At 48.2% G+C, this 25,134-nt stretch carries 21 protein-coding genes and 1 pseudogene; 9 read left to right on the top strand and 13 right to left on the bottom strand.

Features of this window, described 5'->3' with window-relative positions; genetic code table 11:
• Positions 1-90: 90 nt before the first annotated feature.
• Positions 91-483 carry a hypothetical protein gene (locus tag B147_RS0118650; protein WP_020588726.1) on the bottom strand — a complete coding sequence of 131 codons (393 nt, stop codon included), beginning with the start codon at positions 481-483 and terminating at the stop codon, positions 91-93.
• 21 nt (positions 484-504) lie between these two features.
• A complete protein-coding gene (locus B147_RS28920) occupies positions 505-1,647 on the bottom strand; it encodes a glycogen/starch synthase (RefSeq protein WP_020588725.1) in 1,143 nt (380 codons plus the stop codon).
• A gap of 512 nt (positions 1,648-2,159) precedes the next feature.
• Here B147_RS28920 and B147_RS0118635 point away from each other — a divergent pair.
• Positions 2,160-2,666: a universal stress protein gene (locus tag B147_RS0118635; RefSeq protein WP_020588723.1), complete on the top strand. Its 507-nt coding sequence runs from the start codon at positions 2,160-2,162 to the stop codon at positions 2,664-2,666.
• A 1-nt stretch (position 2,667) separates the two neighbouring features.
• Complete coding sequence (locus B147_RS0118630) at positions 2,668-3,264, top strand: universal stress protein (RefSeq protein WP_020588722.1); 597 nt, start codon at positions 2,668-2,670, stop codon at positions 3,262-3,264.
• Between the two features lie 38 nt (positions 3,265-3,302).
• Here B147_RS0118630 and B147_RS28915 read toward each other — a convergent pair whose 3' ends face one another.
• Both B147_RS28915 and B147_RS0118620 read right to left on the bottom strand, forming a co-directional pair.
• Complete coding sequence (locus B147_RS28915; RefSeq protein ID WP_020588721.1) at positions 3,303-4,412, bottom strand: sigma-54 interaction domain-containing protein; 1,110 nt, start codon at positions 4,410-4,412, stop codon at positions 3,303-3,305.
• A gap of 267 nt (positions 4,413-4,679) precedes the next feature.
• Positions 4,680-6,377, bottom strand: coding sequence for an adenosylcobalamin-dependent ribonucleoside-diphosphate reductase (locus B147_RS0118620; RefSeq protein ID WP_020588720.1), 1,698 nt, complete (start codon positions 6,375-6,377; stop codon positions 4,680-4,682).
• 152 nt (positions 6,378-6,529) lie between these two features.
• Between B147_RS0118620 and dnaK the strand changes: the two genes are divergently transcribed.
• The 4 genes and pseudogenes from dnaK (at position 6,530) to B147_RS0118595 (ending at position 9,911) form a co-directional block, all read left to right on the top strand.
• The gene (dnaK, locus tag B147_RS0118615) at positions 6,530-8,407 is read left to right on the top strand and encodes a molecular chaperone DnaK (protein ID WP_020588719.1); all 1,878 of its coding nucleotides are present in this window, start codon (positions 6,530-6,532) and stop codon (positions 8,405-8,407) included.
• 125 nt (positions 8,408-8,532) lie between these two features.
• Positions 8,533-8,754 (top strand): annotated as a pseudogene (locus B147_RS28910) (KH domain-containing protein); the annotation flags it as partial.
• Between the two features lie 171 nt (positions 8,755-8,925).
• Entirely contained in the window at positions 8,926-9,405 is a 480-nt protein-coding gene (locus B147_RS0118600; RefSeq protein WP_020588716.1) for a universal stress protein, read from the top strand.
• A gap of 296 nt (positions 9,406-9,701) precedes the next feature.
• Positions 9,702-9,911 (top strand): dodecin family protein, encoded by a 210-nt coding sequence (locus B147_RS0118595; RefSeq protein WP_020588715.1) that lies wholly within the window; start codon positions 9,702-9,704, stop codon positions 9,909-9,911.
• Between the two features lie 130 nt (positions 9,912-10,041).
• Here the strand turns inward: B147_RS0118595 and B147_RS0118590 are convergent, their stop codons facing one another.
• From B147_RS0118590 to B147_RS30545, 8 genes are all read right to left on the bottom strand, one after another.
• A complete protein-coding gene (locus B147_RS0118590; RefSeq protein WP_157237952.1) occupies positions 10,042-11,535 on the bottom strand; it encodes an SLC13 family permease in 1,494 nt (497 codons plus the stop codon).
• Between the two features lie 17 nt (positions 11,536-11,552).
• Positions 11,553-12,467 carry a CBS domain-containing protein gene (locus tag B147_RS0118585; RefSeq protein WP_020588713.1) on the bottom strand — a complete coding sequence of 305 codons (915 nt, stop codon included), beginning with the start codon at positions 12,465-12,467 and terminating at the stop codon, positions 11,553-11,555.
• Positions 12,468-12,687: 220 nt separating this feature from the next.
• Positions 12,688-13,170 (bottom strand): CBS domain-containing protein, encoded by a 483-nt coding sequence (locus B147_RS0118580; protein ID WP_020588712.1) that lies wholly within the window; start codon positions 13,168-13,170, stop codon positions 12,688-12,690.
• A 33-nt stretch (positions 13,171-13,203) separates the two neighbouring features.
• Complete coding sequence (locus B147_RS0118575) at positions 13,204-13,734, bottom strand: GNAT family N-acetyltransferase (protein WP_020588711.1); 531 nt, start codon at positions 13,732-13,734, stop codon at positions 13,204-13,206.
• Positions 13,735-13,738: 4 nt separating this feature from the next.
• The gene (locus tag B147_RS0118570) at positions 13,739-14,764 is read right to left on the bottom strand and encodes a D-alanine--D-alanine ligase family protein (RefSeq protein WP_020588710.1); all 1,026 of its coding nucleotides are present in this window, start codon (positions 14,762-14,764) and stop codon (positions 13,739-13,741) included.
• Positions 14,761-15,750, bottom strand: coding sequence for a D-alanine--D-alanine ligase family protein (locus B147_RS0118565; protein WP_020588709.1), 990 nt, complete (start codon positions 15,748-15,750; stop codon positions 14,761-14,763). The genes B147_RS0118570 and B147_RS0118565 overlap by 4 nt, the downstream gene beginning before the upstream one ends.
• 53 nt (positions 15,751-15,803) lie before the next feature.
• Entirely contained in the window at positions 15,804-17,129 is a 1,326-nt protein-coding gene (locus B147_RS0118560; protein ID WP_020588708.1) for a KamA family radical SAM protein, read from the bottom strand.
• A gap of 361 nt (positions 17,130-17,490) precedes the next feature.
• Positions 17,491-19,737, bottom strand: coding sequence for an EAL domain-containing protein (locus tag B147_RS30545; protein ID WP_020588707.1), 2,247 nt, complete (start codon positions 19,735-19,737; stop codon positions 17,491-17,493).
• Between the two features lie 157 nt (positions 19,738-19,894).
• Between B147_RS30545 and B147_RS0118550 the strand changes: the two genes are divergently transcribed.
• Both B147_RS0118550 and B147_RS28900 read left to right on the top strand, forming a co-directional pair.
• Positions 19,895-20,776: an HDOD domain-containing protein gene (locus tag B147_RS0118550; protein ID WP_020588706.1), complete on the top strand. Its 882-nt coding sequence runs from the start codon at positions 19,895-19,897 to the stop codon at positions 20,774-20,776.
• Positions 20,777-21,009: 233 nt separating this feature from the next.
• Positions 21,010-21,840, top strand: a complete 831-nt coding sequence (locus tag B147_RS28900) for a response regulator (RefSeq protein ID WP_157237951.1) — start codon at positions 21,010-21,012, stop codon at positions 21,838-21,840.
• On the opposite strand, the gene B147_RS28895 is transcribed toward B147_RS28900, so the two are convergent.
• Positions 21,809-23,080 carry a two-component system sensor histidine kinase NtrB gene (locus B147_RS28895; RefSeq protein ID WP_020588704.1) on the bottom strand — a complete coding sequence of 424 codons (1,272 nt, stop codon included), beginning with the start codon at positions 23,078-23,080 and terminating at the stop codon, positions 21,809-21,811. The two genes, B147_RS28900 and B147_RS28895, sit on opposite strands and share 32 nt — an antisense overlap.
• A 420-nt stretch (positions 23,081-23,500) precedes the next feature.
• On the opposite strand from B147_RS28895, the gene scpC reads away from it, so the two are divergent.
• On the top strand, positions 23,501-25,048 hold the full coding sequence (gene scpC / locus B147_RS0118535; protein WP_020588703.1) for a succinyl-CoA:acetate CoA-transferase ScpC: 1,548 nt from the start codon (positions 23,501-23,503) through the stop codon (positions 25,046-25,048).
• Positions 25,049-25,134: the final 86 nt, after the last annotated feature.

The following is a 25,134-nucleotide window of genomic DNA, read 5'->3' as shown; positions in this document are numbered from 1 at the left end:
AAAAAGATATTCTTTTCATTCTGGACGTTCCACTTCATTACTATGATTACCAATACTTGGGCAACTCAAGCTGAATTAATGGTGGAGCAATCAATGACAATGAAGGGTGAAAAACGAAAAACGCACATTTTCAAAGAGCGAAATCCAAGCTATAAGAGACGACCTTTCCATTGACAGCATATCTGCAAGGGTTAGATTGGCATTCATTATAGTTCCGTTTGAATCAGTGGTAAAATCACCAATCGGTGCTGTGTCATAGAGTCGCGTATAGTATATTTTTGAGTTCATAAGCTCCTGTTGGGAGCGGAGTAGTTCTTTATTCTGCATTTCCAGTTCCACTCTGAGGCGTTGGAGAGTCTGAATAAGTTTAAGTGGTTCTGCTGAACCAACAAGTGGCGTGACAGGCTCCGGACTCGCCATTACTAATTTTTCTTTCAACGATAACCGGTTGAAATTTTTATAATCTGTTCTGCTTTTTTTCATCTCGGCACCATTAATTTTCAATTAATGCAAAAATATATCCGGACCACCGTCTTCTTGGGTAATGAAATCAAATTGTTTTCTGTTATTGAAACATGTTTTTGTCCCTTGGGCTATTTTATCGCATCTCCTTTTTTTTATTGAATCACAGACGTGACGTTCCAGCATTTTTTCATACAACAAGAGATAATGTTCTGCTGTTACCGAGTGATCAAACCTTCCATGGCTTTGTTTCATGATTCTGGATAGCTGAGGGTCCTTTACGTCCCGTGGTAATTCGTAAAACATCATCGCCTTATCAATTGCTCTCATCGAGCTGTCTGCATCAGGTTGATTTTTAAAGAGAGCCGTATCGTTTTTTGGTAAGCGTGATCCATCCGAGTAGTTCAAAATCCCTGAGGCACATCCCTGAGCAACTTTTTTTGACAGTTCCTGTTTAATGGATGGGGTAACCAATGGATGCCGCCCTTGCATCATTTCTTTTAAGAATTCAGGACGGGTCGTATTAACAAAATGAGCTGCGAAAATACCACTGGCAAGAAAATCCACCGGATTTGAGCCACGGGTCTCTTCATAATTCAAGGGCTGCCGTTCAAAAAAAAGGTTCTGCCAGAAGTACGCGGCATCAATACCCCTGTCTTCGATGAAAGACAACAAGGCCTTATTATTATAAATATTGTGAATAGTAAAAAGACAGGGAATTCCAAGCTTTCTTGCTATGGCCGGGATCAACCCCGTCATCCAATCATTGCAGTGAATCAGGTCCGGTTGAACGCGTGGGACAATGGTGTTGATCACCTCCCGCTGGAAGGCCAGTGAACTTTTAATATTTTCCTGGTCAAAATTGGAATATATCTTTTCTTTTTTGAAAAATATCCAATCTTTAGCCAGATGAATCCTTGTTTCCTTGTCCCGGTTCCTTATTCGGCTCAATTGCCGTTGAAACAAAGGGCTCTCATGATGATTGAACAGGGTGCGGTAATCAGGCAGGGCCACATGGATATCCGCACCTTTTTTATATAGGGAATCAATGAGTGCGGCGGAAGCATCCGCCAACTCACCGGCCTTTGCCTTAAGAGAGGTGGACATGGTACTCATTTTTTCCGGCAGATAAGACACTTCCGGTGTTACGAATAAAATTTTGGGCTTTTTGAAATTATGGGGCATAGGGGCACTCCTATAATTCATATATGTTTAAAGAAGTATGGATTTTCAGGTGGATTACACAAACTTTCATATAACAGCCATGGGCTGACCTGACATATCAGCTGCCAGGCTTAACCCACAACAAAGTTTGAAAGATCTGAGTAACTGGCCTGGACTTTCTTATAAAACTATAGTGAATACTTACTTGCCGGGCAACGTGATAGAAAAACATAAAAAAACATATAAATGAACCATTAAAAATAGGGGATTTTCCGCGGGTAACAGAGATGACCTCTTATTCCATCAGTCCAAAAATCATATAAACCAGGGCCGAAATACCGACCTCATCTGGAATGGTTAAAAACCAGAACAGAACATATTTTTTGCAACTATCTTTTTTTATGGCATAGCAATTGCTGTGTCTTTGAGGCAAAGCAAATGTTCAATAGTGCCGCAGTTCATCATGCATACCGTGGACGAGGCGGCCCGGACCATGCTGAAGAAAAGGTTTTCCGGAATAAGGAGGACAGTTTATGCAGATCAATATTTACACCATCATGGCCTGTGTCGACTTTTCGGAGTACACCATGCCTGTGCTGGAATATGCGGTCCAGCTCATCCGACAGTCGGATGCCGGTATCCTGGCTTACAACGTCATCAATAAACGGGATGCCAACATGGTGGAGCGCGTGTATTCTTACGCCCCGGACATGTTTGTTTACGCCCCGGGAATGATCAGTGCAAAGGAATACGTCGACCAGCTGACAAAGGAACGGACGGCCCAGATTCAGGATATGATCAAGCAGCATTTTTTTAAAGAAAAGTCGCGTATCCGTTTCAAAATCGAGGTGGGCGTGCCCTTTGTCAGCATTTTGGAGGCTATTGAAACTGAGAATATAGATCTAGTGGTGATGGCTAACAAGGGCAGGGGAAACGTGTCCCGGGTCCTGTTCGGAAGTGTAGCAGAGAAGATGTTCCGGCATTGCCCGGTGCCCGTTATCAGCGTCAGGGACAAAACCCGGTTTGAAAGGAAAAAATGATATGGCTCAGGTCACCCATGAAATTAACACGGTCCTGGCGGCTGTGGATTTCGGCGAAGAAACGGGGCATATCCTGTCATGGTCGGCCGCAATCTGCCGGATGGCCGGGGCAAAGCTGGCGGTCATTCATGTCATCTCAAGAAGAGAAGTCGAAACGTTCCGGAACGCCATGAATGCAAAGGATTCACGTGAGTTTGACCCGTCTGTTTTCTTTCCCCGAGAAGTGAGGCGTAGACGGATTCGCATGGAAGTGCTGTTCAAGCGGCTTGACCTGGAGATTGACCGGATTTCGGCAATCGTCGACTTCGGATCCCCTGTGAAGGTCATCCTCAAAGCGGTGACCAGTGAAAAGGCCGACCTTCTTGTATTCGGAGCCAAAGACAACGGCAATGTCGGCAAATTTCTTTTCGGCAGCGTGGCCGAAAAGTTGTTCAGGCATTGCCCCATACCGGTTATGAGCCTGAGACCCAGGCTTTTATCGTCTGGAACTAAAGCATTTTCCGAGGCCTTGGCCCCAGGTTTTAACCAAAAAGAGAGTATCCTAGTGACAGAATTTAATAAGAAAAGGTTACATGTTCACGTCCAGCAATCAGTTTGAATCTGGCTGAATAAAATCCGTCACTTTTTTTGGGGGCATCAAGCATCTGATTTTGTCTTGTAATCATCTTTGTTCAATCCGTAGCGGTTGAGTAGGCGGCTGAGCTGCCGGGTCGAAATCCCTGCCATTCCGGCGGCCGTCTGAATGCGCCCTTTTGCCTTAGTCATCAAGGCTTTCAAATAAGAGTTCTCAAACTGCTGAATAGACTGCTGCCTGGCCTGGGAAATGGAAATAAATGTGTCGCTGCCCGGGATTTCAGAATCAAATCCCAACATGGGTTTCAACGGGAAATTATGGGGCATCAGTTGGGGAGAATCTTCAAGAATATAGGCCCGCTCCAGAAGATTCTCCAATTCCCGGATATTGCCGGGCCAGTCATACTTTTGAAACGCCGGCAGGAGGGAAGGGTGCAGCCTGCTGATCCCTTTCTCATATTTTGCATTCAACCGGTTAAGAAAAATGGCTGTCAGATGCGCGAGATCTTCAGGCCGTTCCTTTAAGGGCGGGATATTGATGGGAAAAATATTGAGCCGGTAATACAGATCCTTTCTGAACCCACCGATCGCCACCTGATGGGCCAGGTCGGCATTTGTCGCAGCAATAATGCGGACATCAGTATTCAAGGAGGACTCTCCGCCAATCCTTGTAAACACGCCTTCCTGAAGAACCTGGAGAAGCTTGATCTGGGCTGAAGGCGTGATGGTCCCGATTTCATCGAGAAAAATGGTGCCGCCCTTGGCCATTTCAAATTTCCCCTGCTTTTGCCGGTCTGCGCCGGTAAAGGCTCCTTTCTCGTACCCGAAAAGCTCGCTTTCAATGAGGGTATCCGGGATGGCGCCGCAATGAATGGAGACAAAGGGCTTTTTGAAGCGCAGGCTGTGCTGATGAATCAACCGGGCTGTCATCCCCTTTCCGGTTCCGGTCTCTCCAAAAATCAGCACCGTGGCATTGGTGGGGGCCACGGACCGGATACTCTCAAAAATTGTTTGCATCCGGTCATTTTTGGAATTTACAAAATCCAGCCACTCGGTTTTCCAGGAATGATTTTTAAGATAATCCAACTTCAGGTTATGGGACAATGCCCGGTTTACCGATGACATTAGCTGCTGGATATCTTTTTTCTCAATGGGGCTGTTATTATAGGCCATTTTGTTATCCCGTCCAGAAGTTCCGGAAATAATGGATTTCCAGATGTAACAAGCTCACAGTATCCACAGGGAAAAGAGTTGTCTATTTATTTTTAAATGAGAATAAGCGTATTACGATTACGAGTCAACGCGATAGAAAAATATAAAAAAATATACAATTCCCCTATTAAGAATAGGGGAATTATAAATCAGACAAAACAGGCCGTTCCTTTGAGCAAAAGCTGACACGGCAGGTCTTTTTACTTTTCACGCCGGCTGCCTGGCAGATTAGAAACAGGCAGAAGATACTGATCCATCCTCTCGGTGGAAAGTACAGGCATTCAGGACCTGGTCGCCATGGGACTTGTCTCGGTATACAGTGATGCCCTTAAGTCCCATGGTGTGGGCATTGAGAAATATCTGCCTGACATCTGCCCGGGTCGCGGACTCAGGCAGGTTGACGGTTTTGGAAACCGCGTTGTCCGTGTGGCGCTGAAACGCGGCCTGGACCTTCAGATGCCACTCAGGAGCCACATCCCAGGCAGTCTGAAACACCTCTTTTGCGATAGTTTTTTGGACCTCATGGTAGCGGGCATAAATGGGATGGATGTCGTCGATGAGGACTCCGTTGATCCGCCGCTGGCCCTTGAAGGAAAAGACTGGCTCAATACCGCTGCTGACACCGGCAATCAAGCTGATGGTTCCGGTTGGGGCCACGGTGGTCAGGGTGGCGTTGCGCCTCAGGAGGACGCCTTGCCCGGGAAAGATGCTATGGTCAAAACAGGGGAAATTGCCCCGTATCAGTGATAGAGATGCGGATTCGGCCTCGGCGCTGCTCTGGATATGGGACATGATCCGGCCGGCCACTGCCACTGCCCTGTCACTCTGGTAGGGAATATTCAGCAGGATCAACATGTCGGCAAACCCCATGACTCCCAGTCCAATCTTCCGGCTGGTAAGGCTCACCTCTTGGATTTGCCGCAGCGGATAATTGTTGATTTCAAGGGCATTGTCCAGAAAGTGAACAGCCGTTCGGGTCAGCCTGTCAAGTTTGCAAAAGTCGATTTCGCTGTTTGCAACCACCTTGGTCAGGTTGATGGATCCCAGGGTGCAGGATTCATAGGGCAGCAGGGGCTGTTCGCCGCAGGGGTTGGTGGCAGAAAGCCGCCCCATCCCGGGGACGGGGTTGTCCTGGTTGACACGGTCGATGAAAAGCAGGCCCGGGTCTCCGGTCTGCCAGGCTGAAGAGACAATTTTTTCGAATATTTTTTCCGCATTTTTACACCCCACAGCGTTGCCTGTCCTGGGATGAATCAGTGGGTAGTCCCGGGCGCTGTTAAGGCAGTCCATAAATTGCTCGCCCACGGCAACAGAGAGGTTGAAATGGCGCAAGTCGCCTCTTGTCTGCTTTGCGTTGATAAAGGCTTCAATATCAGGATGGCTGATATCCAAAACCGCCATATTGGCAGCCGGCCGGGTTCGGTTTTGATCCATCAGGCCGGCTACCGCATCCAGCAGCCTCATGAAGGAAACCGGCCCGGCAGCCCCTCCACGCGCCTGGAGGATGGTATCTTCCCGGGGCCGCAATCGACTGAACGAAAAACCAATACCGCCACTGGCCTCATAGATCAGAGCGGCCTCTTTCAGGGTTTGAAACATGGATTCCAGCGTATCTTTCACCGGCAGAACAAAGCAGGCAGCCAGATGACCCTGGGGACGGCCCGCATTCATCAGGCAGGGAGAATTCGGCAGAAAGGAAAGAGAAGCCAATGCCGCTTCAAAGTTGGCTGCGGTTTTGGACACATCTGCGGCCGGGTCGAACAACCGGTCTGCTCTGGCCACTGAAGCGGCAACCCGGTGAAACATATCCCCTGGCGTTTCAATGAGTTCTCCCCGGAAATTGCGGGCCAGATACCGGTTTTCGATTAAGGTTCCTGCCAGGGCTGATAAAGGGGAGTTGCCTCTTTGTAGATGTATATCATTCATATGCGGGTCTCCGTTTTCCATTTTAAATCAGCAATTAATATACCGGCCGCTCCAATCTGGTATGTTAATTGCTGATCTTGTAACAAGTCAAGCGGGATTGTTTTTTTAGAGTCAACGCTGTTGGCTATAACCCATAATTCGGAGAAACTAAAATGGATGTAACCATCGGTATTGACCTTGGCACAACCAATTCATGCGTGGCCATTATGGAAGGGGGCCAGGCAAATGTGGTGACGAATCCGGAAGGGAGCCGGACCACACCGTCCATTGTGGCCATTTCAAAGAGTGGGGAACGTTTGGTGGGACAGCTTGCCAAAAGACAGGCCGTCACCAACCCTGAAAATACCGTATTCGGCATCAAGCGGCTGATCGGCAGGAAATTCGATTCAAGGCAGGTGCAGGAGGACAGAAAAAAGCTGCCTTACAAATTGGAAAAGGCGTCCAACGGAGATGCCTGGGTGACCCTGGGGGGCAAATCCACAAGTCCCACGGAAATTTCCTCTTTCATCCTCGGCAATATCAAGAATACAGCGGAACAATACTTGGGAGAGAGCGTAAGGAACGCAGTAATTACAGTACCTGCGTACTTTGACGACAGTCAGCGTCAGGCCACAAAGGATGCCGGCAGGATCGCAGGCTTGAATGTGCTTCGGATCATCAATGAGCCCACTGCCGCAGCCCTGGCCTTTGGGCTTGATCAAAAGAATGAAGGAAAAATTGCCGTATTCGATCTGGGTGGCGGCACCTTTGATATTTCGATCCTGGATATCGGAAACGGCATTTTTGAAGTCAGATCCACCAACGGGGATACCCATCTGGGCGGAGATGATTTTGATATGAGCATCATTGATTATCTGGCAGATGAATTTTTAAAGGAAAAGGGGCTTGATCTGAGAAAGGACCCCATGGCCCTGCAGCGGATCAAGGAGGCATGCGAAAAGGCAAAACAGGAGCTGTCGACTTCGGTCCAGACAGACATCAACCTGCCCTATATCACGGCGGATGCAGTCGGCCCCAAGCATCTTGAGATGAAGATGACCCGGTCAAAGCTGGAATCCATTGTTGAACATCTGCTTGACAAGCTGGAGATCCCCTGCAAAACAGCCCTGAAGGATGCAGGCCTGAAGGCTTCAGATCTTGATGAGGTTCTCCTTGTCGGGGGAATGACCCGCATGCCGGCCGTTCAGGAGCGGGTGAAAAAGATTTTCGGCAAGGAGCCTAACAAAACCGTTAATCCGGATGAAGTGGTGGCCATGGGCGCCGCCATCCAGGGGGCGGTTATGAAAGGCCATCTCAAGGATATCCTTCTTCTGGATGTCACCCCGCTTTCCCTGGGTATTGAAACCCTGGGTGGGATTATGACCCGGTTGATTGAAAAAAATACCACCATACCGACCAAGAGGAGCCAAATTTTTTCCACCGTTCATGACAATCAATCGGCAGTATCCATTCACGTGCTCCAGGGGGAAAGGGAAGTGGCTTCTGGAAACAAGACGCTGGGCCGGTTTGATCTGGTGGGGATACCACCGGCCTCCCGGGGGATTCCACAGATTGAAGTCTCCTTTGATATCGACGCAAACGGCATCGTAAATGTTTCGGCAAAAGACCTGGCAACCGGCAAAACGCAATCCATCCGGATCACGGCTTCCAGCGGATTATCCAAAGAAGACATCGACCGGTTGATCCGGGAGGCAGACCTTCATGCCGGGGAGGATAAGAGAAGAAAATCCTTGGTCGAAGCTCAGAACAATGCGAATGCCGCCATCTACGCCGCGGAAAAGTTACTCAAAAATAAGAGCGGCAAAATCGACGGTCAGATCCCAAAAAGGACTGAGGGAATCATCGAGCGGCTGAAAAAAGCCATAGACGGTGAAGATACAAACGAGATTGATGGGTTGACCAATGAGTTGAAAGAGGCATCTTACAGGATGTCAGAAATGCTCTACCACCAGGCTTCCGGATCGGAAAATCGTGCGAAACAAGGCGCAGAAGATGATGTTGTTGATGCGGATTATAATGATGTGGTCTGAGGCAGGGGATCGGACTTGTGGTATCAGGGTACCGGACACCCGGTGTCCGAAGACAAGGGAGAACCGAACCTTCAGCTTCCGACTGAAGATATACATTGGGATCATGGGATAAAGGAGGTGCACACATGAAAAATTTGGTCCGGATCATTGCCCGGGCTATGGTCGACAACCCGGAAGAAGTTTCAGTTCTGGAAATCCGAGGAAGCCAGACTATAGTGTTTGAACTCCGGGTGGCCAAGGGCGATTTGGGCAAGGTCATTGGAAAAAAGGGACGCAACGCCCAGGCCATGCGCCTCATATTGGGCGCTGCTGCAGCCAAGGAAAACAAGCGGGTTATTCTTGAGATTGATGATTCAAGCAGCTCGAATACGCCGGATTATCAGGTAGATGAAAAAGAGCCTGCGTCAATTAAAGGCCTTGTAGTTCCCATCTGCCTCCCCGGGTGATGGGACTGTCACAGACAGACGTGGCCTGAGCAGAGGATAAGACAAGTTCAGACAAAGGATGGAGGAGGGATTATGGCAGGTATTAAAACCATATTGGTGGCAGTGGACATGTCCGATCATTCCCTGCCGGCACTGAAATATGCAGGCCGGCTGGCCTGGGCCGTCCATGCAAAGCTTCTGGTGGTTACGGTGGTGAACCAGCGGGATATCTATGCGATTCAAGAGGCGCTCCAGCCCTATGATGAGGTGTTGTGCGAACAGATCATATCTGAAAAGATTACTGACTGCGGCAGATGGCTGGACAACCTGATCCAAACCGCCGGGGTCCAGGCCATCAGCAAGGCCATCCTTCGGGAGGGGAGGCCCCATGAGGAAATTTTAAAGATCGTCGAATCCGCGCATCCCGACTTGGTGGTTATGGGGGCTAAAGGTAGAAGCAGTCTGGCCGACGCTATTGTGGGATCCTGTGCCCAGAAAATGTTCCGCCGGTGTCCGATCCCTTTGTTGCGCTTTCGGCAACAAGAGCCGGACCAGTCTGAAAAAAAAGATTGACCTGTTTTTAATACAGCGATACCTTCGATATGCAGTTGCAGCTAATTGCATTTTTTTGATCATCGTAGTTATAGAACGCCTCACAATGAGGACAGCTTTCGGTCATTCCTGTTATTCCTTGAATAATCCCCTATTTTTAATAGTTAATTTATATGTTTTTTTTTAGTTTTCTATCGCGTTGACTTGTAATCATGATCCCCCGTATTCTTATTTTAATTTGGATACACCGTAAATAAACATTTATGGTGGTCTTTTTATCATTAGCAAACCCTAACTTTTAATTTTTGGAGGTTATTATGGAAAATCATGTTTACAAAATAATCGAATTAGTCGGGTTTTCTGAAAAATCTTGGGAAGATGCTGCCAAGGCCGCTGTGTCAACCGCCGATAAAACCTTAAGGGATATGCGGGTGGCCGAGGTGAAAGAAATGGATATGCGTCTGGAAGACAACCGGATTGTGGGATACCGGGTAAAATTAAAAGTGTCATTCAAACTTGAAGGGTAATTGGCAAGATAAATTGAGTAGGCGGTAAAGGAAAAGGCTGGCACCGTTGCCGCGTGAGGCAACGGTGCCGGCCTTTATTGCCGCCCCACCCGGACGAATTCCGGTGTGGAGCGGGGCTGTTCTTCATACGCTACTTGCTTTGGGTGAGTTCATATCCCGACACTGTCAGCTTGGCCGGAATTTTCATGTTGTCGATGTTGCCCGGCATCTTTACCAGCGGATACCACATGGCCATACACAGGCAAAGGACAAGGATACCGAGGATTGACCGGAACACCAAGATCTTAAACGCCTCCCACTGGGAAAAATACCCGAAGCCGTAGGCAATCAGGGTGGGAGGACAGCCGATGACCAGCAGCACAAAGGTTGTGGCCAGGGGGACGGCCATGGCAATGGGCGCCACAGGCGTTCCGGCCATGTCTGCCATGGGCACTACCACAGGCACCAGCAATGCCGTGGCCGCCGCATTGGCCATAAAGCTCGTGATCATGGCACTCAGTGCGGACGCGCCGGCAGCCACCACAGGCCAGGGCGAACCCGTGAAGATCGGGAAAATCTGGGTTGCGATCCAATTGCCGGCACCGGTGTCGAGCATGGCCACGCCCAGGGAGAATCCCGCGCCGAACACCATGATGGGGTTCCAGGGATACTCGTCCAGACAACGCTTCCAGTCCACGACGTTAAAGACCATGCACACGACGATAAACAACCCGCCAATGGCTGAAACGTGAATTTTAGTAATGTCTGTCAGGAACCAGAGGACAAAGGTGCCGGCAAGAATCCAGGCGAGCTGCTTCTCTTTTTTCTCCATAGGCGGCATTTTTTCGACGGCCAGCTCCATGGGCAATGCCTTGATCTTTGGCGGATAGATGATCCAGACCGCAAGCCAGGTGGCAAGTCCCAGGGCCAGGGAGGGTACGAACTGGTATAACATGTATTCCATAAAGCCGATGTTGTAACCGGTAATCTTGAAGAGCAGTTCCGCCGAAGCAGGGGACCGCCCGGAGCCCAGGAATGTCGCACCGCCGCCACAGGCGGCACTCAGGGGTATCATGAACATGAAATGCTTGGTAAAGCTGTTGCTCTTGTCAGGGGTCAGCCCCATTTTCAGGAACATGGGCATCATGGCATAGAGCAGGATAATAGTGATGGTGGCATCATGGGTCCACGCCGCAAGAAAGGTGGCACCCATGCACAGCGTGAAACTAAGGCGCTTGACGTTTCTGCCGCCGATTTTGAGAATATACGCCATCAGGCGATTGGGTATGGTGGTCTGCCCGAGCATGACCCCGAGCATGATGATAAAGAAAACAAAAACGACAGTCCTGTTGGCATAAGGTTCCCACGCGGCTTTGGCCGACTGAATGTTAAAAATGATCAGCCCGCAGCCCACCCCGATGGAGGTAACACCGATGGGAATGGCTTCGGATGTCCACAACAGGACGACGGTCGCCAAAAGAGCCAGAAAGGCATGGCCCCGCACTCCCAGGTCTGCCGGGGTAGGGAGCAGCCAGATCAGAACACCTGCGGCAATGGAAACGGCAATCCATTTAAGGGTAAATTTCCGGCCTTTTTCCGCCCCGACTTCTTTTTCCACGTTTGCAATATTCAGTTCGTGACTCATGTGATCCTCCAATCCGGTCATCTGGTGACGATGCTTACGATTTCAAAGAAAAGGTCCTGCTCCCTCAAAATCCCCACGACTTTTTTGCCTGATGTGACGATCAGGCGGGTTCTCTGGGTTTTGAACAGCAGGTCCGCCACCTCCATGAGGTTCGCGTCTTTATCAATCATGGGTGGGGAATCCAGGGTGAGTTCTCCGATTTTTTTATCGGCCAGCGCCCTCATCTGGATAGTGAAAAGTCCGTCCCACCCCCCGGTGAATACGTGGGAAAACCTTACACTGTCCGCCTTTGAGGATTCCAGGACAGACAGATACGCAGGTCTTACCTCCCGGATCAGGTCTTTCATACGAAGCAACCCGGCATAATTCTTGTCTCTGTCAAACACGATAAGGGACCGGTGGCCTCCTTCCCGGATCATGTTTCCGGATGCCAGTTGGGTCAGGGAATCCATGAGTTTGTCCACCGCTTCTCTGATGGTGGTATCAACGGTGACCGTGGTGTAGTTGTCCACTTCGGTCATGATATCCTTGACCTTTTTTTCCGTACGGGCTGCATCGGTATGCACCACCGCATAGGCCTCATTGATTTTTGCGGCAAGGATGTCGATGTCACAGGGCTTGGCCAGATAATCAAAAGCGGCAAGCTTCCTGGAACTGGCGGCCGAATCCTGGGTTCCGTGCCCTGTGAGCATGATGACCTGGGTTTCAGGGGAGAGATCTTTGATTTTCGAAAGGGCTGCATGTCCATCCATGCCCTCCATTTTGACATCCAGTACGACCACGTCATGGGGAGTTGTCCGGAGAATTTGGATGGCCTCTTCCCCGGACCCCGCAATGGTAGTGTCAAATCCTTTTTTTGTTAAGAGCCTTGATGCTGTTTCCCGAAATCGATCTTCGTCGTCAACCAACATCACTTTTATTTTTTGGGTCATGTTTCATTCTCCTTAAAACATGTTCAATCATTGTGGGCCAACCACAACCAAAGACCTTGCCGGCCCGGTTTTTGCTTTTTTCAGGGTATATCGTTGCCGGATCTGTTTATGTTATGCTCTTAATTTTTTAATCGTTTTCTTGGCATTGCCTCCTTCCGTTGTTAGGTTGCCGGATACACCGGTCATCTCCGGGATACGAAGATTTGGGAATAATAGGGTCTCAGCAACTTGCATGCCGTTGTGTACTTAGTGTCACAGGCATTTTTCGCCTTCCTGCTGCTGTTCCCCCCATGACCAATCCTGCAAGGTCTGTTAATTGTTTAGCGAGGAGATCTATAAGGTCATCCACCGCAAGTATTCCTTCCAGACTGCCTTGATCGTTTACAACCGGTATACGGCGGACTCCTTTGTGGCGCATTCGCTTGATTGTCTCCATAACGTCGTCTTCTTCCCTGGCGGTTATTAATTCGAAACTCATAACATCACCAACCGTGACGGCGTTTATGTCGACATCAAGAGCTATTAATTCAAGCACGATATCTCTGTCAGTCAAAATTCCGACCGGAAAACGCTTTTTGTTCTTTTCTTCGACAATTACGACGTCACCGACGTGATATTTTCGCATAAGTCCGGCTGCTTCACGGATAGAACCGTCCTTGTCGATAATAATCACTTCCCGATTGCAAACCTCCCCGACACTCATGGCTTCCTCCTTGTATGTGTTTGCCTGTTTAAGTCACGGCCGGGTCGGGTAACTGTAGATTGCCTTTCCGTCCCCTGGTCCGTAGAAATCATCCAGTACGGCCTCGCACCGGTATCCGCATCGTTCATAAAACATCCGGGTGGACGTATAGCCTGGCTGAGTTGAGGTTTCCACGTATACCCGGATGCCTCCCATTTCCCGGATCAGCCGCTCCATTTCTCTTAAAATACACTTGCCTAGGCCCTTTCCCTGGAACTTAGGTGCAACGGCGATCCAATATATGTCATAGCTGGTGAGGGTACAGGGGATGGGGCCGAAGCATCCGTACCCGGCCAGGTTGCCTTGTTTTTGCGCCATCACAAAATGATAGCCGCTCTCATCGCCCAATTTCAGGCACTCTTCCACAAGTTCCGCTGCAATGTTGATTTCATCGGGCCTGAAAAATCCCGTTTCCGTCACAAGGGTCCGGACATTCTCAACGTCAGAAGCACGGGGCGTATAACGCAGCCGGACGTCTTTGGGAAAGGTATGGCCCCCGACGGTTGCTGTTTTGCTCCTGAACATGACACTATTCCCCGGCCCGGATCACGGCATCCATAATCCGGGCAATGGCTGTGGTATATGAAATTCCGGCTCTTTCCAAGGCAGCCGTAAACCCTGCATCCGGGGAGATGCATGGGTTTGCGTTGATCTCCAGGATGTGGGGATCTTGGTTTTCATCCACCCTGAAATCCACCCGGGCAAACCCTGCCATGGAAAAGAGATTCCAGCAGGAACGCGCGAGATCGGAAAGGCGGGACAGCAGCTCCCGGTCGGTTTCTGGAAAGTCAAAACTGCGAAGGGTATGCTGGTATTCATAGGCATCGGGATGCCATTTTGCCCGATAGCCCACGATCTTCGGCTCATCCTGTCCAAAATCCAAGAACCGGATTTCTGCAGGCGGCAGCACTCGGACCTCTTTTCCATCCCCAAGCAGGGATAAATTAAATTCCCGGCCATTGATGAATGCTTCGGCAAAACAGGCATGCCCTAATCCCTGCGCTGCTTTTTCCAGCAAAGGCCCCAGCCTGTCCGGCAGGGCCGTAATAATATTTTCCTTTTCCAGTCCAAGAGATCCGTGTTCCCATAGGGACTTGATGATCCAGGGCCCGTTGGATATTCTGCTTTTTAAATATGTTGATGTTAGGGATTGTATGGCCATTCCGGCCTGGTAGGGACCGATCCAGTCAGGGGTCGGCAGCCCGGCCTGCCGCATCCGCTCCTTGGCCGCTGTTTTGTGGGAGGTCAGGTAAATGGCATCCGCCGGACATCCGGTATAGGGAATGCCTATGCTGTCAAGCAGATACGGCACCACATGAATCAACCGGCCTTGTCCTTCCAGGGCTTCAACCAGATTGAACACTGCCCTGGGCCGAAGATTCATAAGATCACGTTTAAGACATTCCAGGTCCAATCCGCAGGGAACAGGTACCGGATTAAAGTCAAGGTCCGCGAGGGCTTTTGAAACCGCATCCACCTGGTCCAGAACATCGAGTTCATCCGGCTGGCTGTCCTGGTCCACAGCGTTATAAACAACAGCAATGATTTTTTTCATTTACCGCCGCCCATCCGCTGAAATGCGGAGTTAAGGATGCATTCGATCAACCGGACATAGGATGTCCCAAAATAGTCACACAAAATGGGCAAATCGGAATATTCCGGGCGCAATCCGGCCAGGGGGTTGACTTCAATGAAGTTTGGTTTTCCTTCAGGATCACATCGGATATCAATCCGTCCACCGTCACGGCATCCCAGCACGTTCCAGGATTCAAACGCAAGAGGCTCCACCTCCCGGATCAAGGGGTCTTTTTCGGCTGTCAGAGGACGCAGTGTGACTCGCTCTTTCCAGTTTTCTTTGTTTTCCAGGGAATAGGTTTGTCCCTGGGCCGCCGGGGTAAAAACTATCTCCATGGTTCCCATGACCCGGGTTTCCGGTCCGGTCCCGGTCAGGCCCACGGTAAATTCCCTGCCCGGGAGAAACTGCTCCACCAGCACGGGCTGGCGAAACTGACGGGTCAGGTCCCGGCAGATTCCGGCAAGTGCTTTGGAATCCTCAATAATTGACTTTTCCGTTATGCCCATACCGGTGCCCTCGGCCACGGGTTTGGCAAAAAAGGGCGGCGCAAAGGGAATCGATTGGGGCAGGGCGCCGTTAACCACCACGAATGGCGACGTTGCCAGTCCCGCATCCCTGATAATCTGTTTGGTCAACGCCTTGTTCAGGCAAAGGCCCATCACCACGGGATCTGAAAAAGTATAAGGGATACCGTACACATCCAGAATCGCCGGAACCTGTGCTTCGCGGGCCACCCCTTTGAGTCCTTCGGCAATGTTGAAAACAAGGTCCCAGGTTTCCCCTTTTACCAGCGCTTTCATCAGCGCCCTGGCATGGCCGATGCGGACCGGGACATGGCCGAGTTCAAACAGCGCACCCTCAATGGCTTCAATGGTTTCAACGGCATCCAGTTCAGCAGTTTCCAGTTCACTATACCCCATGTCAAGATATTCCTGACGCAGATCATAGGTCAGTCCGATTTTCAATTTATTTTCCTCGTTTTTTTTATACGCCTGTGACGGCGAAATTGGGTTTTGGTTTATTTCAATACGTCTTCAGCAGGGACTGAAAGCGGATCGGGGTACAGGAAGGTGCGGTTCTCATAATTGGTCATAACCAGGTTGTCGGCGGTATGGCCATGCACATAGTTGGGCATGAGCGGAATTTTTCCTCCACCGCCAGGGGCGTCCACCACATAGGTTGGAACAGCGTATCCGCTGGTAACCCCCCGCAGGCTGCGAATGATTTCCAGGCCTTTTTCAATGGAGGTCCTGAAATGGCCGGAACCGGTGATGGGATCGCACTGGTACAGATAATAGGGCCGGACCCGCATCTTCATCAGGCTGTGCATCAGGGATGCCATGGTCTTGGCCGAATCATTGATGCCTTTGAGCAGAACTGTCTGGGAGCCAAGCGGGATACCTGCATCCGCAAGCCTTGCACAGGCCTTGGTGGTCTCAGGTGTGCACTCGTCAGGATGGGTGAAATGCAGGCTCATCCACAGGGGATGGTATTTTTTCAACATTTTTACCAAATTGGGGGTGATGCGCTGGGGAAGAACCGCCGGGACTTTGGTCCCAATGCGGATCACCTCCACATGGTCAATCTGCCTCAGCCTTGACAATACCCATTCCAGTCGGTCATCTCCCAGTGTCAGGGGGTCTCCCCCGGACAGCAGGACGTCACGGACGGCAGGGGTTTCTTCAATATATTTTAATGCCTTTTCCCACCGTGCCCGGCTGGGATGGATGGTCCCGTGCCCCACCACCCGGGAACGGGTGCAGTACCGGCAATAGGTGGAACAAAAATCCGACAACAGAAACAGGACCCGGTCCGGATAACGGTGGACAAGGCCGGGAACAGGGCTTTGGTGGTCTTCGCCTAGGGGATCGTCGGACTCCCCGGGCATTTGAAGCCATTCGTTCACGTTGGGAACAACAGATTTGCGCAGGGGCTGGTCCGGGTCATCCGGTGAAATCAGGCTCAGGTAATAGGGCGTAATACTCAACGGAAGCTGGGAGGTCCGGTTGACCAGGGTCTCTTCCTGGGACAGGGTAAGTATCCGGCTGAGCTTTTCGTGGCTCTGGATACGGTTTTGCAACTGCCACTGCCAGTTGTTCCATTCTTTATCGGAAATCAGGGGGTAGAATTTTTTCCGAAACGCTTTTGTTTTTATGGTTGTTTTCCTGTGGTGGGAAACCGGACTTGTTTTTTTCCCCGGGATCAGGGGAGTGGCCGTTAATAAAGAACGGAGAGCTTCCCCGGCCAAGGACAAAGGGTCATCTTCTTCTGACTTCCGTATACTGGGAGGTTTGTCATCTTCGACCAAAATATTTGCCCTGGGGGCTTTCTGATTGTTATTCATTTTTTTTCCTTCCAAATGCAGATCATTTTAGGTGAGGCCATATTATTCAGCCATTTTACCCGCATCTATAGCAATCTGTGTGCCGAGTCTTAACGCAAATGGATTTTCTAAGTAGTGTCCGGTTGTAAGATGTATGTCTTGAAATTTCTAAATGAGAATGGAGGGATTATGATTACAAATCAACATGATAGAAAACTATAAAAAAACATATAAAATAACTAGTTAAAATAGGGGATTATTCAAGGGACAACACGAATGACCCAAAATTCATTTTCTTGTTTTTCAGGACGGTGTGAAAAGAGCTGATGGCAAGGGGCGGGTTTTGGGGACATGGTTCGGGAATCTGTTTACCCAACAAGTTTTAAGGAGTCTGGTTAAACAACCGCAAGAGTTGTTGCTCGGGCATGGGGCGGCCAAAAAGGTATCCTTGAGCAATGTCACATCCCAATTTTTCCAAAAGTTTGGTCTGGTCATCTTCTTCAACCCCTTCGGCAACGACCTGCAAGCCTAAGTTATGCGCCATGTCAATGATCGTTTTGACCATTACGGTATCGTTGGGGCTAACCAGTATCCGCCTGATAAAAGATATATCTATCTTTACATAGTCAATGGGCAGTCTTTGAAGATAGGCCAAAGAAGAGTATCCGGTTCCAAAATCATCAAGGGCAATAGTGAACCCTATTTGCTTTAATTGCTGAAGGTTCTCAATGGCTTTTTCAGGATTTGACATAATAGTGGTTTCAGTGATTTCAAGCTCAATACTTTCCGGTGAGATTTTATTTTGTTCAAGAATGCTTGCTATACTATCGGCCAGGTTGTTTTGATCCAGTTGGAATGCAGACAGGTTCACTGCAATACGCACCTTTGCATGGCCTGTCCGCTGCAATGCCCGGCAGGTTTTGCACGCGGTTTCAAGTACCCATTCCCCAATGGAGACAATCATCCCGTTTTTTTCGGCAACCGGGATAAACTCAGAAGGCGGAATAAATTTTCCCTCTTCTATTTGCCATCGTATCAAGGCTTCGGCTCCCACAATTTTTTTCTCCAAGAGTCCGACTTTAGGCTGAAAATAGAGCAGAAATTGTTGATTGGTTATTGCTTTTCTCAGTTCATTTCCCATCTCAAACAATTTAATGGAGGCCTGGTTCATGGTCTTTGAATAAAAAGAAAAAACGCTGGTCCTCTTTTTTTTGGCATCATACAGTGCCGTTTCCGTGTTTTTCAATAACCCATCAGGGTCTGTCCCATCCTCAGGGAACACGGCAGCACCGATACTTGCAGTAATGAAGACCTCTTTTTTTTTAACATAAACGGGCTGGTTGAATTCGTCTAACAATCTCTGACAAGCCTGGCCGATTTCAAAAATGTCGTTTGTATTTTGCAGGAGAATAATAAATTCATCCCCGCCCATGCGGGCCATAGGGGTCGCTTTTGAGGTCAGGCGGGCCAGCAGGTCACTGGATCTCAAACAATTTCTTAATCTGTCTGAGATGTCTTGCAAGCATTGATCTCCGGCATTGTGGCCCAGGCTTTCGTTAATCCGGTTGAAATTATCAAGGTCAATGAGTGCCACTGCAAATTTTTTCCCATACCGCCCTGCATATTCGATCTCGGATTTCAGTGCCTTTAAAAAAAAATGTCGGTTGGGCAAACGTGTCAAGGTGTCGTGGTAAGCTAAAAACCAGGCCTTTTCCTCAGCCTTTTTTCTGTCAATCCCCAATGCAATCTTATCAGCGATTGAGGTAAGGGCATCCAGCTCAGGCGTGTCGAGCCGTCGTCTTGAAAACATTGCCACAACCCCCACTGTTCGTCCACCCACAATAAGGGGGTGACCGGCAAATGCCGTTATCTTCTCTTTTTTTAACCACGCTTGATCGTCTATATCGGGGTCTTCAATAATTGAATTGGAAAGTACGACTCTTTTTTCTTTGACAATTTTTCCAACTTTCAAATAGCAGGGGCAAACATCGCCATGCTTTGTGTCAAAAGGGGTAAGCATGCCGTGACTTGCGATGAGTTTAAGTTGATTGCTTTCATCATCCAAAATCCAGATTCGGGCAAATGCGGTATCAAGATAATGGACGATGGCACCGCAGCATTTATCGGCCATTTCATTGATATCCGTTCCCCGGACAAGAATCGAACCGATCTTTGCAGCCATCATGGCATGCCGGGTCCTCTCCTGTATTTTTTTTTCAAGAAAAAGGTTCTGGTCAAGGATCTGATCATGAAACTCTTTTATTTTCAATCCGTTGCTGATTCTTGTGACCAGTTCTGCCTTTTCAATGGGTTTATTTAGCAGATCAGCAGCGCCCATGCTCACTGCTTTGAGTTTCAATTTTGAGTCAAGCATCCCTGTGAGCATTACCACTGGAATGGATTTTGTCTTTTCGTCGGCTTTGAGTGTTTTAAGCATTTCAAAGCCGTCTTTTTCAGGCATCAGAATATCGCAGATCACCAGGTCTATTTTTCCCCCCTGAATAAGGTGAATACCTTCATCCACACTTTGGGCGATATGGACGCGCCAGTTGGCGGCATAGTTGCGTAATATTCGTTTTAAACTTGCCAGGCTTTTGGGATCATCATCAACGAAAAGGATATCCTTCATAGAAATGGTTTCCGTATCAAAAAGTTAATTTGAAGGCGCGTCTTAAACCGAACGATGCGTACTTTACAAAAATTGATATTAGTGTCATATTTTCCATATCAATTATTTAAAATTTGTTTGAACAACCTCAGTAATCAGCTTTTTAGAGGCGCCCCAATTGAATAAAACAAAAGCAGAATTTATAAAACGATTTGGAAAGATTCGGGATTTGCCTTCTTTGCCGTCAATTGTAACAAAAGTAAATGAAATGCTCAATGATCCAAACACAACAAATGATTCTTTATCCAAAGTGATCGAAAAGGATCAGGCCATTGTGTTTAAAATGCTTCAACTCGTAAATTCCGCTTTTTTCGGATTAAGAGAGAAAATTTCAACCACCAATGAGGCAGCCATCATTTTGGGGTTTGATGCCATACGAAATATTGTCCTATCGCTCTCAACCTTCAATATTTTGGATCATTTGTTTGAGAAAAGGTTAAATACGCATTTCAACGTTGACCGTTTCTGGCGGCATTCAATCGGCGTTGCGGTTCTCAGCAGATATCTGGCGGAGCAGGCCGGGGTTGGAGACCCTGAAAAATGTTTTGTCTGCGGCTTGCTTCATGACATGGGTAAACTGATGCTGGCCCATTATTTTCCCGATGATTTCATTCGGGTCATCGAACATGCCCGTCAGAACGATTTGGTTTACTTGGACGCAGAAAAAGAAATACTGCCGGCCTGTCATCCCGAAGTCGGATATTTTTTTGTAAAAAAGTGGGAACTTCCACCGCATCTGGCCAATACAATCTATTCTCATCATGCCATTCAACCCGGCGCAGGCTTTTTTGATGAAAGCATCATCGTAAATACGGCGGATGGTATTATTAACAGCTATTATTCGGATTTTTTGAACAACAACACATCTCCGGGAAATATTAAGTATGCCTATTTCGATATGCATGCCAGAAAACGGTTTAATGTCTGGATTGAAACAGCACCTAAATGGTTTCCCAAGGTCGAACGTTTGATTGATGATGCATGGGCGTTTTTTCTATAACAGCCATGGGCTGACCTGGTCTATCAGCCCCCAGACTCAGCCCACAACAAAGAGAGAACGAATCCAGTTAGTTACTGGATACTTTCATAAAACAGCCATGGGCTGACCTGACATATCAACTGCCAGGCATAGCCTACAACGAAAGTTGAAAGATCTGTGTTGGTTACACAGACTTTCTTATAAAACAGCCACGGGGTAAGCCGTGTTTCGTAAAGGGGATGGAACATCAGGTGATGGATAGTACACCAAAACACACGATACTTTGTGTTGATGATGAAAAACAAATCCTTTCCGCTTTAAAGCGTTTGTTGCGAAGAGAAAGTTTTGATCTGTTGACTGCAACAAATGGGGAAGATGGATTAAAGATCATGGCTTCCCGGGACATTCATCTGGTCATTTCAGATCATCGGATGCCGGAGATGTCAGGTATTTCATTTCTGGCCAAGGTCCGGGAGACTTATCCGGATACCATAAGAATTCTTTTGACCGGTTATACTGAAGTCGACTCCATTAAGGCGTCAATAAATGAGGGTCATGTTTACAAGTTCCTTTTAAAACCATGGAATGATGACGATCTTAAACAGGAGATCAGAAAAGCCCTTGAAGGCTATGACCTTATTCAGTCCAACAAGTCCCTGCACCTTATGGTCGCCGCAAAGAATAAAGAGCTGGAACAAATTAATAAGGACCTTGAAGATATTATCAAGCAGCGGACAAGGGAACTTGAACTCCAGAACCAGGCCCTTGAACTGACACGGGTGCTTTTCAGGGGGCTTCCTGTGGCAGCCATGGGCGTGAGTTATGATCGGACAATTATACTGATCAATCGGCAGGCTGAAAAATTAATAATAAATGACCAGATGGTCATTGTGGGAAATCCTTTGGCGGATTATTTTTCCAAAGATGTGATGAAAAAATTTTTACCTGTGTTTGAATCGCAAATCAGCCGGGTTAAGTTCGATATAACCATAGATGATCAGGTATATGTCGTGACCTTATCCGCTTTGACCGGGCGTTTTTTCGGTAAAGGGTTTATTCTGTGTCTTCAGAAACGGGCAGGTTGACTGTAAATGTGGTCCCTTTGCCTTTTTCGCTTTTAACGGAAATGCTGCCGCCATGCTGTTGAATGATATTATAAGCGATATTCATACCCAAACCCGTCCCTTTGCCCACCTCCTTTGTGGTGAAAAAGGGATCAAAAATTTTAGATATATGTTCCGGGTCTATGCCACAGCCGGTATCTGAAATTGTAAGAAATACGTCGTTGTTTTTCTGCCATGTCTTGATTCTGATGTCACCTTTTTTTTCAATGGCTTGGGCTGCGTTTACCAGTATGTTTAAAAAAACCTGATTGAGTTGCTGGGGGATGCCGTTGATTAAGGGCACAACCTTTAGGTCTTTATGTACCGTTGTTTTATATTTTAGCTCATTGGCCGCTACATTCAGAGTGGTTTCAATACAGGCATTGATATCCACAGGTTCGAGATCCTTTTTGCCCGGATGAGCAAAATCCTTCAAATCAATGACGATTTTTTTGATCCGGTCCAGTCCGTCAATGCAGTCTTTTATGAGTTCATCCATATCTTCCTGAAGAAAATCAAGGTCAATCTCCCGGACGTATTCATGGACTTCTTCTGTCATTTTTGCCAACACTTCAGGAAGCGTGATTTCATCCAGGCGCCTGATCAGGGTTTGATCCAGTTCAATGAGTTTTCGAATATCGGCCAGGTATTCTTCCAGAGAGTTCAGGTTACTGGTGACATATCCCACCGGATTGTTAATTTCGTGGGCGATGCCGGCTGCAAGCTGCCCGATGGAGGCCAGTTTATCGGTCTGGGTTAACTGGATTAAAAGGTCCGATTTTTCTTCTTCCATCTCTTTTCTCCGGGTAATATCCAGAAGCGAGGAGATAAAATAACGCCCTCTGGGGCTGTTTTCCTGGATTACAGAAGACATGGAGCACCAGATTTCGCTGCCATCGGATTTTTGAAATCGTACTTCCAGGTCCCTGACCCACCCTGTTTCCATTTTTTTTAAAAAAAATTCCCGGTCTTTTTTATTATAGTAGAGTGATTGAATGGAGATGCCGGAAAGATCCTCCACAGAACTGTAACCCAGCATATGGAGACCTTCGGGGTTGACATTTATTATTTCTCCTTCCACTGAAGTTAAAATGATACCGATGGGCAGCTTATCCGTCAACGTCTTGAAGTTTTTTTCCAGGCTAACCTCTGCCTTACTCTGATCGTCCGGATTGCCTTCTTGCGTATAGCTTAGAAACCGGTCTGAATTTATTTCCTTCATCGTTTCTCCAATATTATATTTTTTTTGGGGCAAGGGAACTGCATGAATTTATTTCAGTCTAAAAAAAAAAGCGTTTAGATTCAATTTATTTTTTAATAAGAACCGTATGCGAACTTGATCAATCAACACCGATGCTCAAACCCCAACAAAAACTTAACGCACTGTTTAGGTTGAACATACTTTCTTATAAGGGGCTGTTTTTACCATGAATGAGTCCGAAAAATTTTTCTTGACTATGTTCGCTGACGCATTATATAACCCTCTCCTAAGTATTATTTTATTGAAACCCTGTTTCGGTATGGCCCTTTAACTGGCGCGGTTCCCCGGTATTTAGTTAGGTGGTCGAGATGTTGAGGCTACTTCAGAGGGGAATCTCTTCGATACCCGTAAGTCAAATTCAATGAAGGAGAGAAAGAGCGTATGTCTACATTAGAGGAACGCGTACGTTGCAAAGAGCTGCTCAGCAAGGTAAAAACCCCTGAAGAATGTATCCAGTACTTTGAAGATGGTCTGAATGTTGGTATGTCCGGATTTACCCCGGTCGGCTATCCGAAAGTTGTGCCTATTGCGCTGTGTGACCACGTTGAGAAAAACAATCTTCAAGGCAAGTTAAGACTCAACTTGTTTATCGGCGCGTCTGTCGGTGCCGAGGTTGAGGACCGCATGGCCACATTAAACATGATTGATCGTCGTTGGCCCTACCAGACAGGTAAAAATCTGGGCAAAGCCATCAACAGCGGCCAGATTCGCATGGGTGATAAGCACCTTTCCATGTTCCCTCAAGATCTGAAATACGGTTTTTATACCATGGATAAGGGTGGCGGGCTTGATCTGGCAGTTATCGAAGCATCCGCCATTACCGAGAACGGTGACATCATTCTTACCGGTGCCGTGGGTGCTGCGCCTGAAATCATTGATGTCGCTGACAAAATTATTGTTGAAATTAACACCGGTCTGCCCTCATTTGAAGGCATGCACGACATCCTTTTAACCGATTTGCCGCCGTACCGTAAAATTTATCCGGTGACTGATCTGCGTCAGCGTATTGGTACCCCCTGGGTTCCCACCGATAAGAGCAAGATCGTCGCCATCGTTGAATCCAAGCTGCCTGACAATGGTCGTGCGCTGCGCGGTACTGATGATGTTGCCCAAGCCATTGCCGACAATATCGTTGATTTCTTCCAGGTTGAAGTGAAGGCCGGGCGTCTGCCCAAGAACCTGCTTCCCCTGCAATCCGGTGTGGGCTCCATTGCCAATGCCGTTGTGGGTGGCCTGACCGCAAGTCCCTTTGAAGATTTGACCGTTTTCACCGAGGTTCTGCAAGATACCTTCCTGCCCTTCCTTGATTCGGGCAAATGCAAATACATCAACTGTACGTCACTGTCTTTGTCTAACGATGCATTTGTTGATTGGTGGAAAAATTTTGAAACCTATAAGAATATGGTTATGATGCGTCCGCAGCAGATTTCCAACAATCCGGAACTTATTCGCCGTGCGGGCGTCATCGGCATGAATACACCGCTTGAATTTGATATGTATGCACATGCCAACTCCACCCACGCAGGCGGTACCCGTATGCTGAACGGTATCGGCGGTTCCGGTGACTTTATCCGTAACGCTTACATATCCATGATGCACTGCCCCTCTTGCCGGGCCACCAAGAATGATGAATTCGGCATCACCGGTGTTGTGCCCAAGGTTCCCCACGTCGACCACACCGAGCACGATATTGATGTACTGGTTACCGAGCAGGGTCTGGCTGACCTGCGTGGCCTGGCGCCAATTGACCGCGCCAAGGTTGTTATTGATAAATGTGCCCATCCGGCTTACAAAGATTATATGTACGATTATCTTGACCGCGCCACCAAGGCAACCGGCGGCCACCATGAACCCCAGTTGCTGGACGAGTGCTACAACATGCATCTTAGCTTTGCACAAAACGGCACCATGCGTTTCTGGGAAAAATAGAACAGAGCGTATTACCGCCTACCGATAACCAAAGCCCCGCTATATATAACTTGGCGGGGCTTTGGTTTTTTTAGAGAATTTATGCA

Origin of the sequence: Desulfobacter curvatus DSM 3379, assembly GCF_000373985.1 — a bacterium.
GTDB classification, from domain to species: Bacteria; Desulfobacterota; Desulfobacteria; order Desulfobacterales; family Desulfobacteraceae; genus Desulfobacter; species Desulfobacter curvatus.
This window is presented reverse-complemented; position numbering and strand designations above follow the sequence as displayed.

What these genes read in the sequence shown, in the direction of transcription:
- B147_RS0118650 (WP_020588726.1), bottom strand. Translation starts at nt 483, where the DNA reads ATGAAAAAAAGCAGAACAGATTATAAAAATTTCAACCGGTTATCGTTG.
- B147_RS28920 (WP_020588725.1), bottom strand. Translation starts at nt 1,647, where the DNA reads ATGCCCCATAATTTCAAAAAGCCCAAAATTTTATTCGTAACACCGGAA.
- B147_RS0118635 (WP_020588723.1), top strand. Translation starts at nt 2,160, where the DNA reads ATGCAGATCAATATTTACACCATCATGGCCTGTGTCGACTTTTCGGAG.
- B147_RS0118630 (WP_020588722.1), top strand. Translation starts at nt 2,668, where the DNA reads ATGGCTCAGGTCACCCATGAAATTAACACGGTCCTGGCGGCTGTGGAT.
- B147_RS28915 (WP_020588721.1), bottom strand. Translation starts at nt 4,412, where the DNA reads ATGGCCTATAATAACAGCCCCATTGAGAAAAAAGATATCCAGCAGCTA.
- B147_RS0118620 (WP_020588720.1), bottom strand. Translation starts at nt 6,377, where the DNA reads ATGAATGATATACATCTACAAAGAGGCAACTCCCCTTTATCAGCCCTG.
- dnaK (WP_020588719.1), top strand. Translation starts at nt 6,530, where the DNA reads ATGGATGTAACCATCGGTATTGACCTTGGCACAACCAATTCATGCGTG.
- B147_RS0118600 (WP_020588716.1), top strand. Translation starts at nt 8,926, where the DNA reads ATGGCAGGTATTAAAACCATATTGGTGGCAGTGGACATGTCCGATCAT.
- B147_RS0118595 (WP_020588715.1), top strand. Translation starts at nt 9,702, where the DNA reads ATGGAAAATCATGTTTACAAAATAATCGAATTAGTCGGGTTTTCTGAA.
- B147_RS0118590 (WP_157237952.1), bottom strand. Translation starts at nt 11,535, where the DNA reads ATGAGTCACGAACTGAATATTGCAAACGTGGAAAAAGAAGTCGGGGCG.
- B147_RS0118585 (WP_020588713.1), bottom strand. Translation starts at nt 12,467, where the DNA reads ATGACCCAAAAAATAAAAGTGATGTTGGTTGACGACGAAGATCGATTT.
- B147_RS0118580 (WP_020588712.1), bottom strand. Translation starts at nt 13,170, where the DNA reads ATGAGTGTCGGGGAGGTTTGCAATCGGGAAGTGATTATTATCGACAAG.
- B147_RS0118575 (WP_020588711.1), bottom strand. Translation starts at nt 13,734, where the DNA reads ATGTTCAGGAGCAAAACAGCAACCGTCGGGGGCCATACCTTTCCCAAA.
- B147_RS0118570 (WP_020588710.1), bottom strand. Translation starts at nt 14,764, where the DNA reads ATGAAAAAAATCATTGCTGTTGTTTATAACGCTGTGGACCAGGACAGC.
- B147_RS0118560 (WP_020588708.1), bottom strand. Translation starts at nt 17,129, where the DNA reads ATGAATAACAATCAGAAAGCCCCCAGGGCAAATATTTTGGTCGAAGAT.
- B147_RS30545 (WP_020588707.1), bottom strand. Translation starts at nt 19,737, where the DNA reads ATGAAGGATATCCTTTTCGTTGATGATGATCCCAAAAGCCTGGCAAGT.
- B147_RS28900 (WP_157237951.1), top strand. Translation starts at nt 21,010, where the DNA reads ATGGATAGTACACCAAAACACACGATACTTTGTGTTGATGATGAAAAA.
- B147_RS28895 (WP_020588704.1), bottom strand. Translation starts at nt 23,080, where the DNA reads ATGAAGGAAATAAATTCAGACCGGTTTCTAAGCTATACGCAAGAAGGC.
- scpC (WP_020588703.1), top strand. Translation starts at nt 23,501, where the DNA reads ATGTCTACATTAGAGGAACGCGTACGTTGCAAAGAGCTGCTCAGCAAG.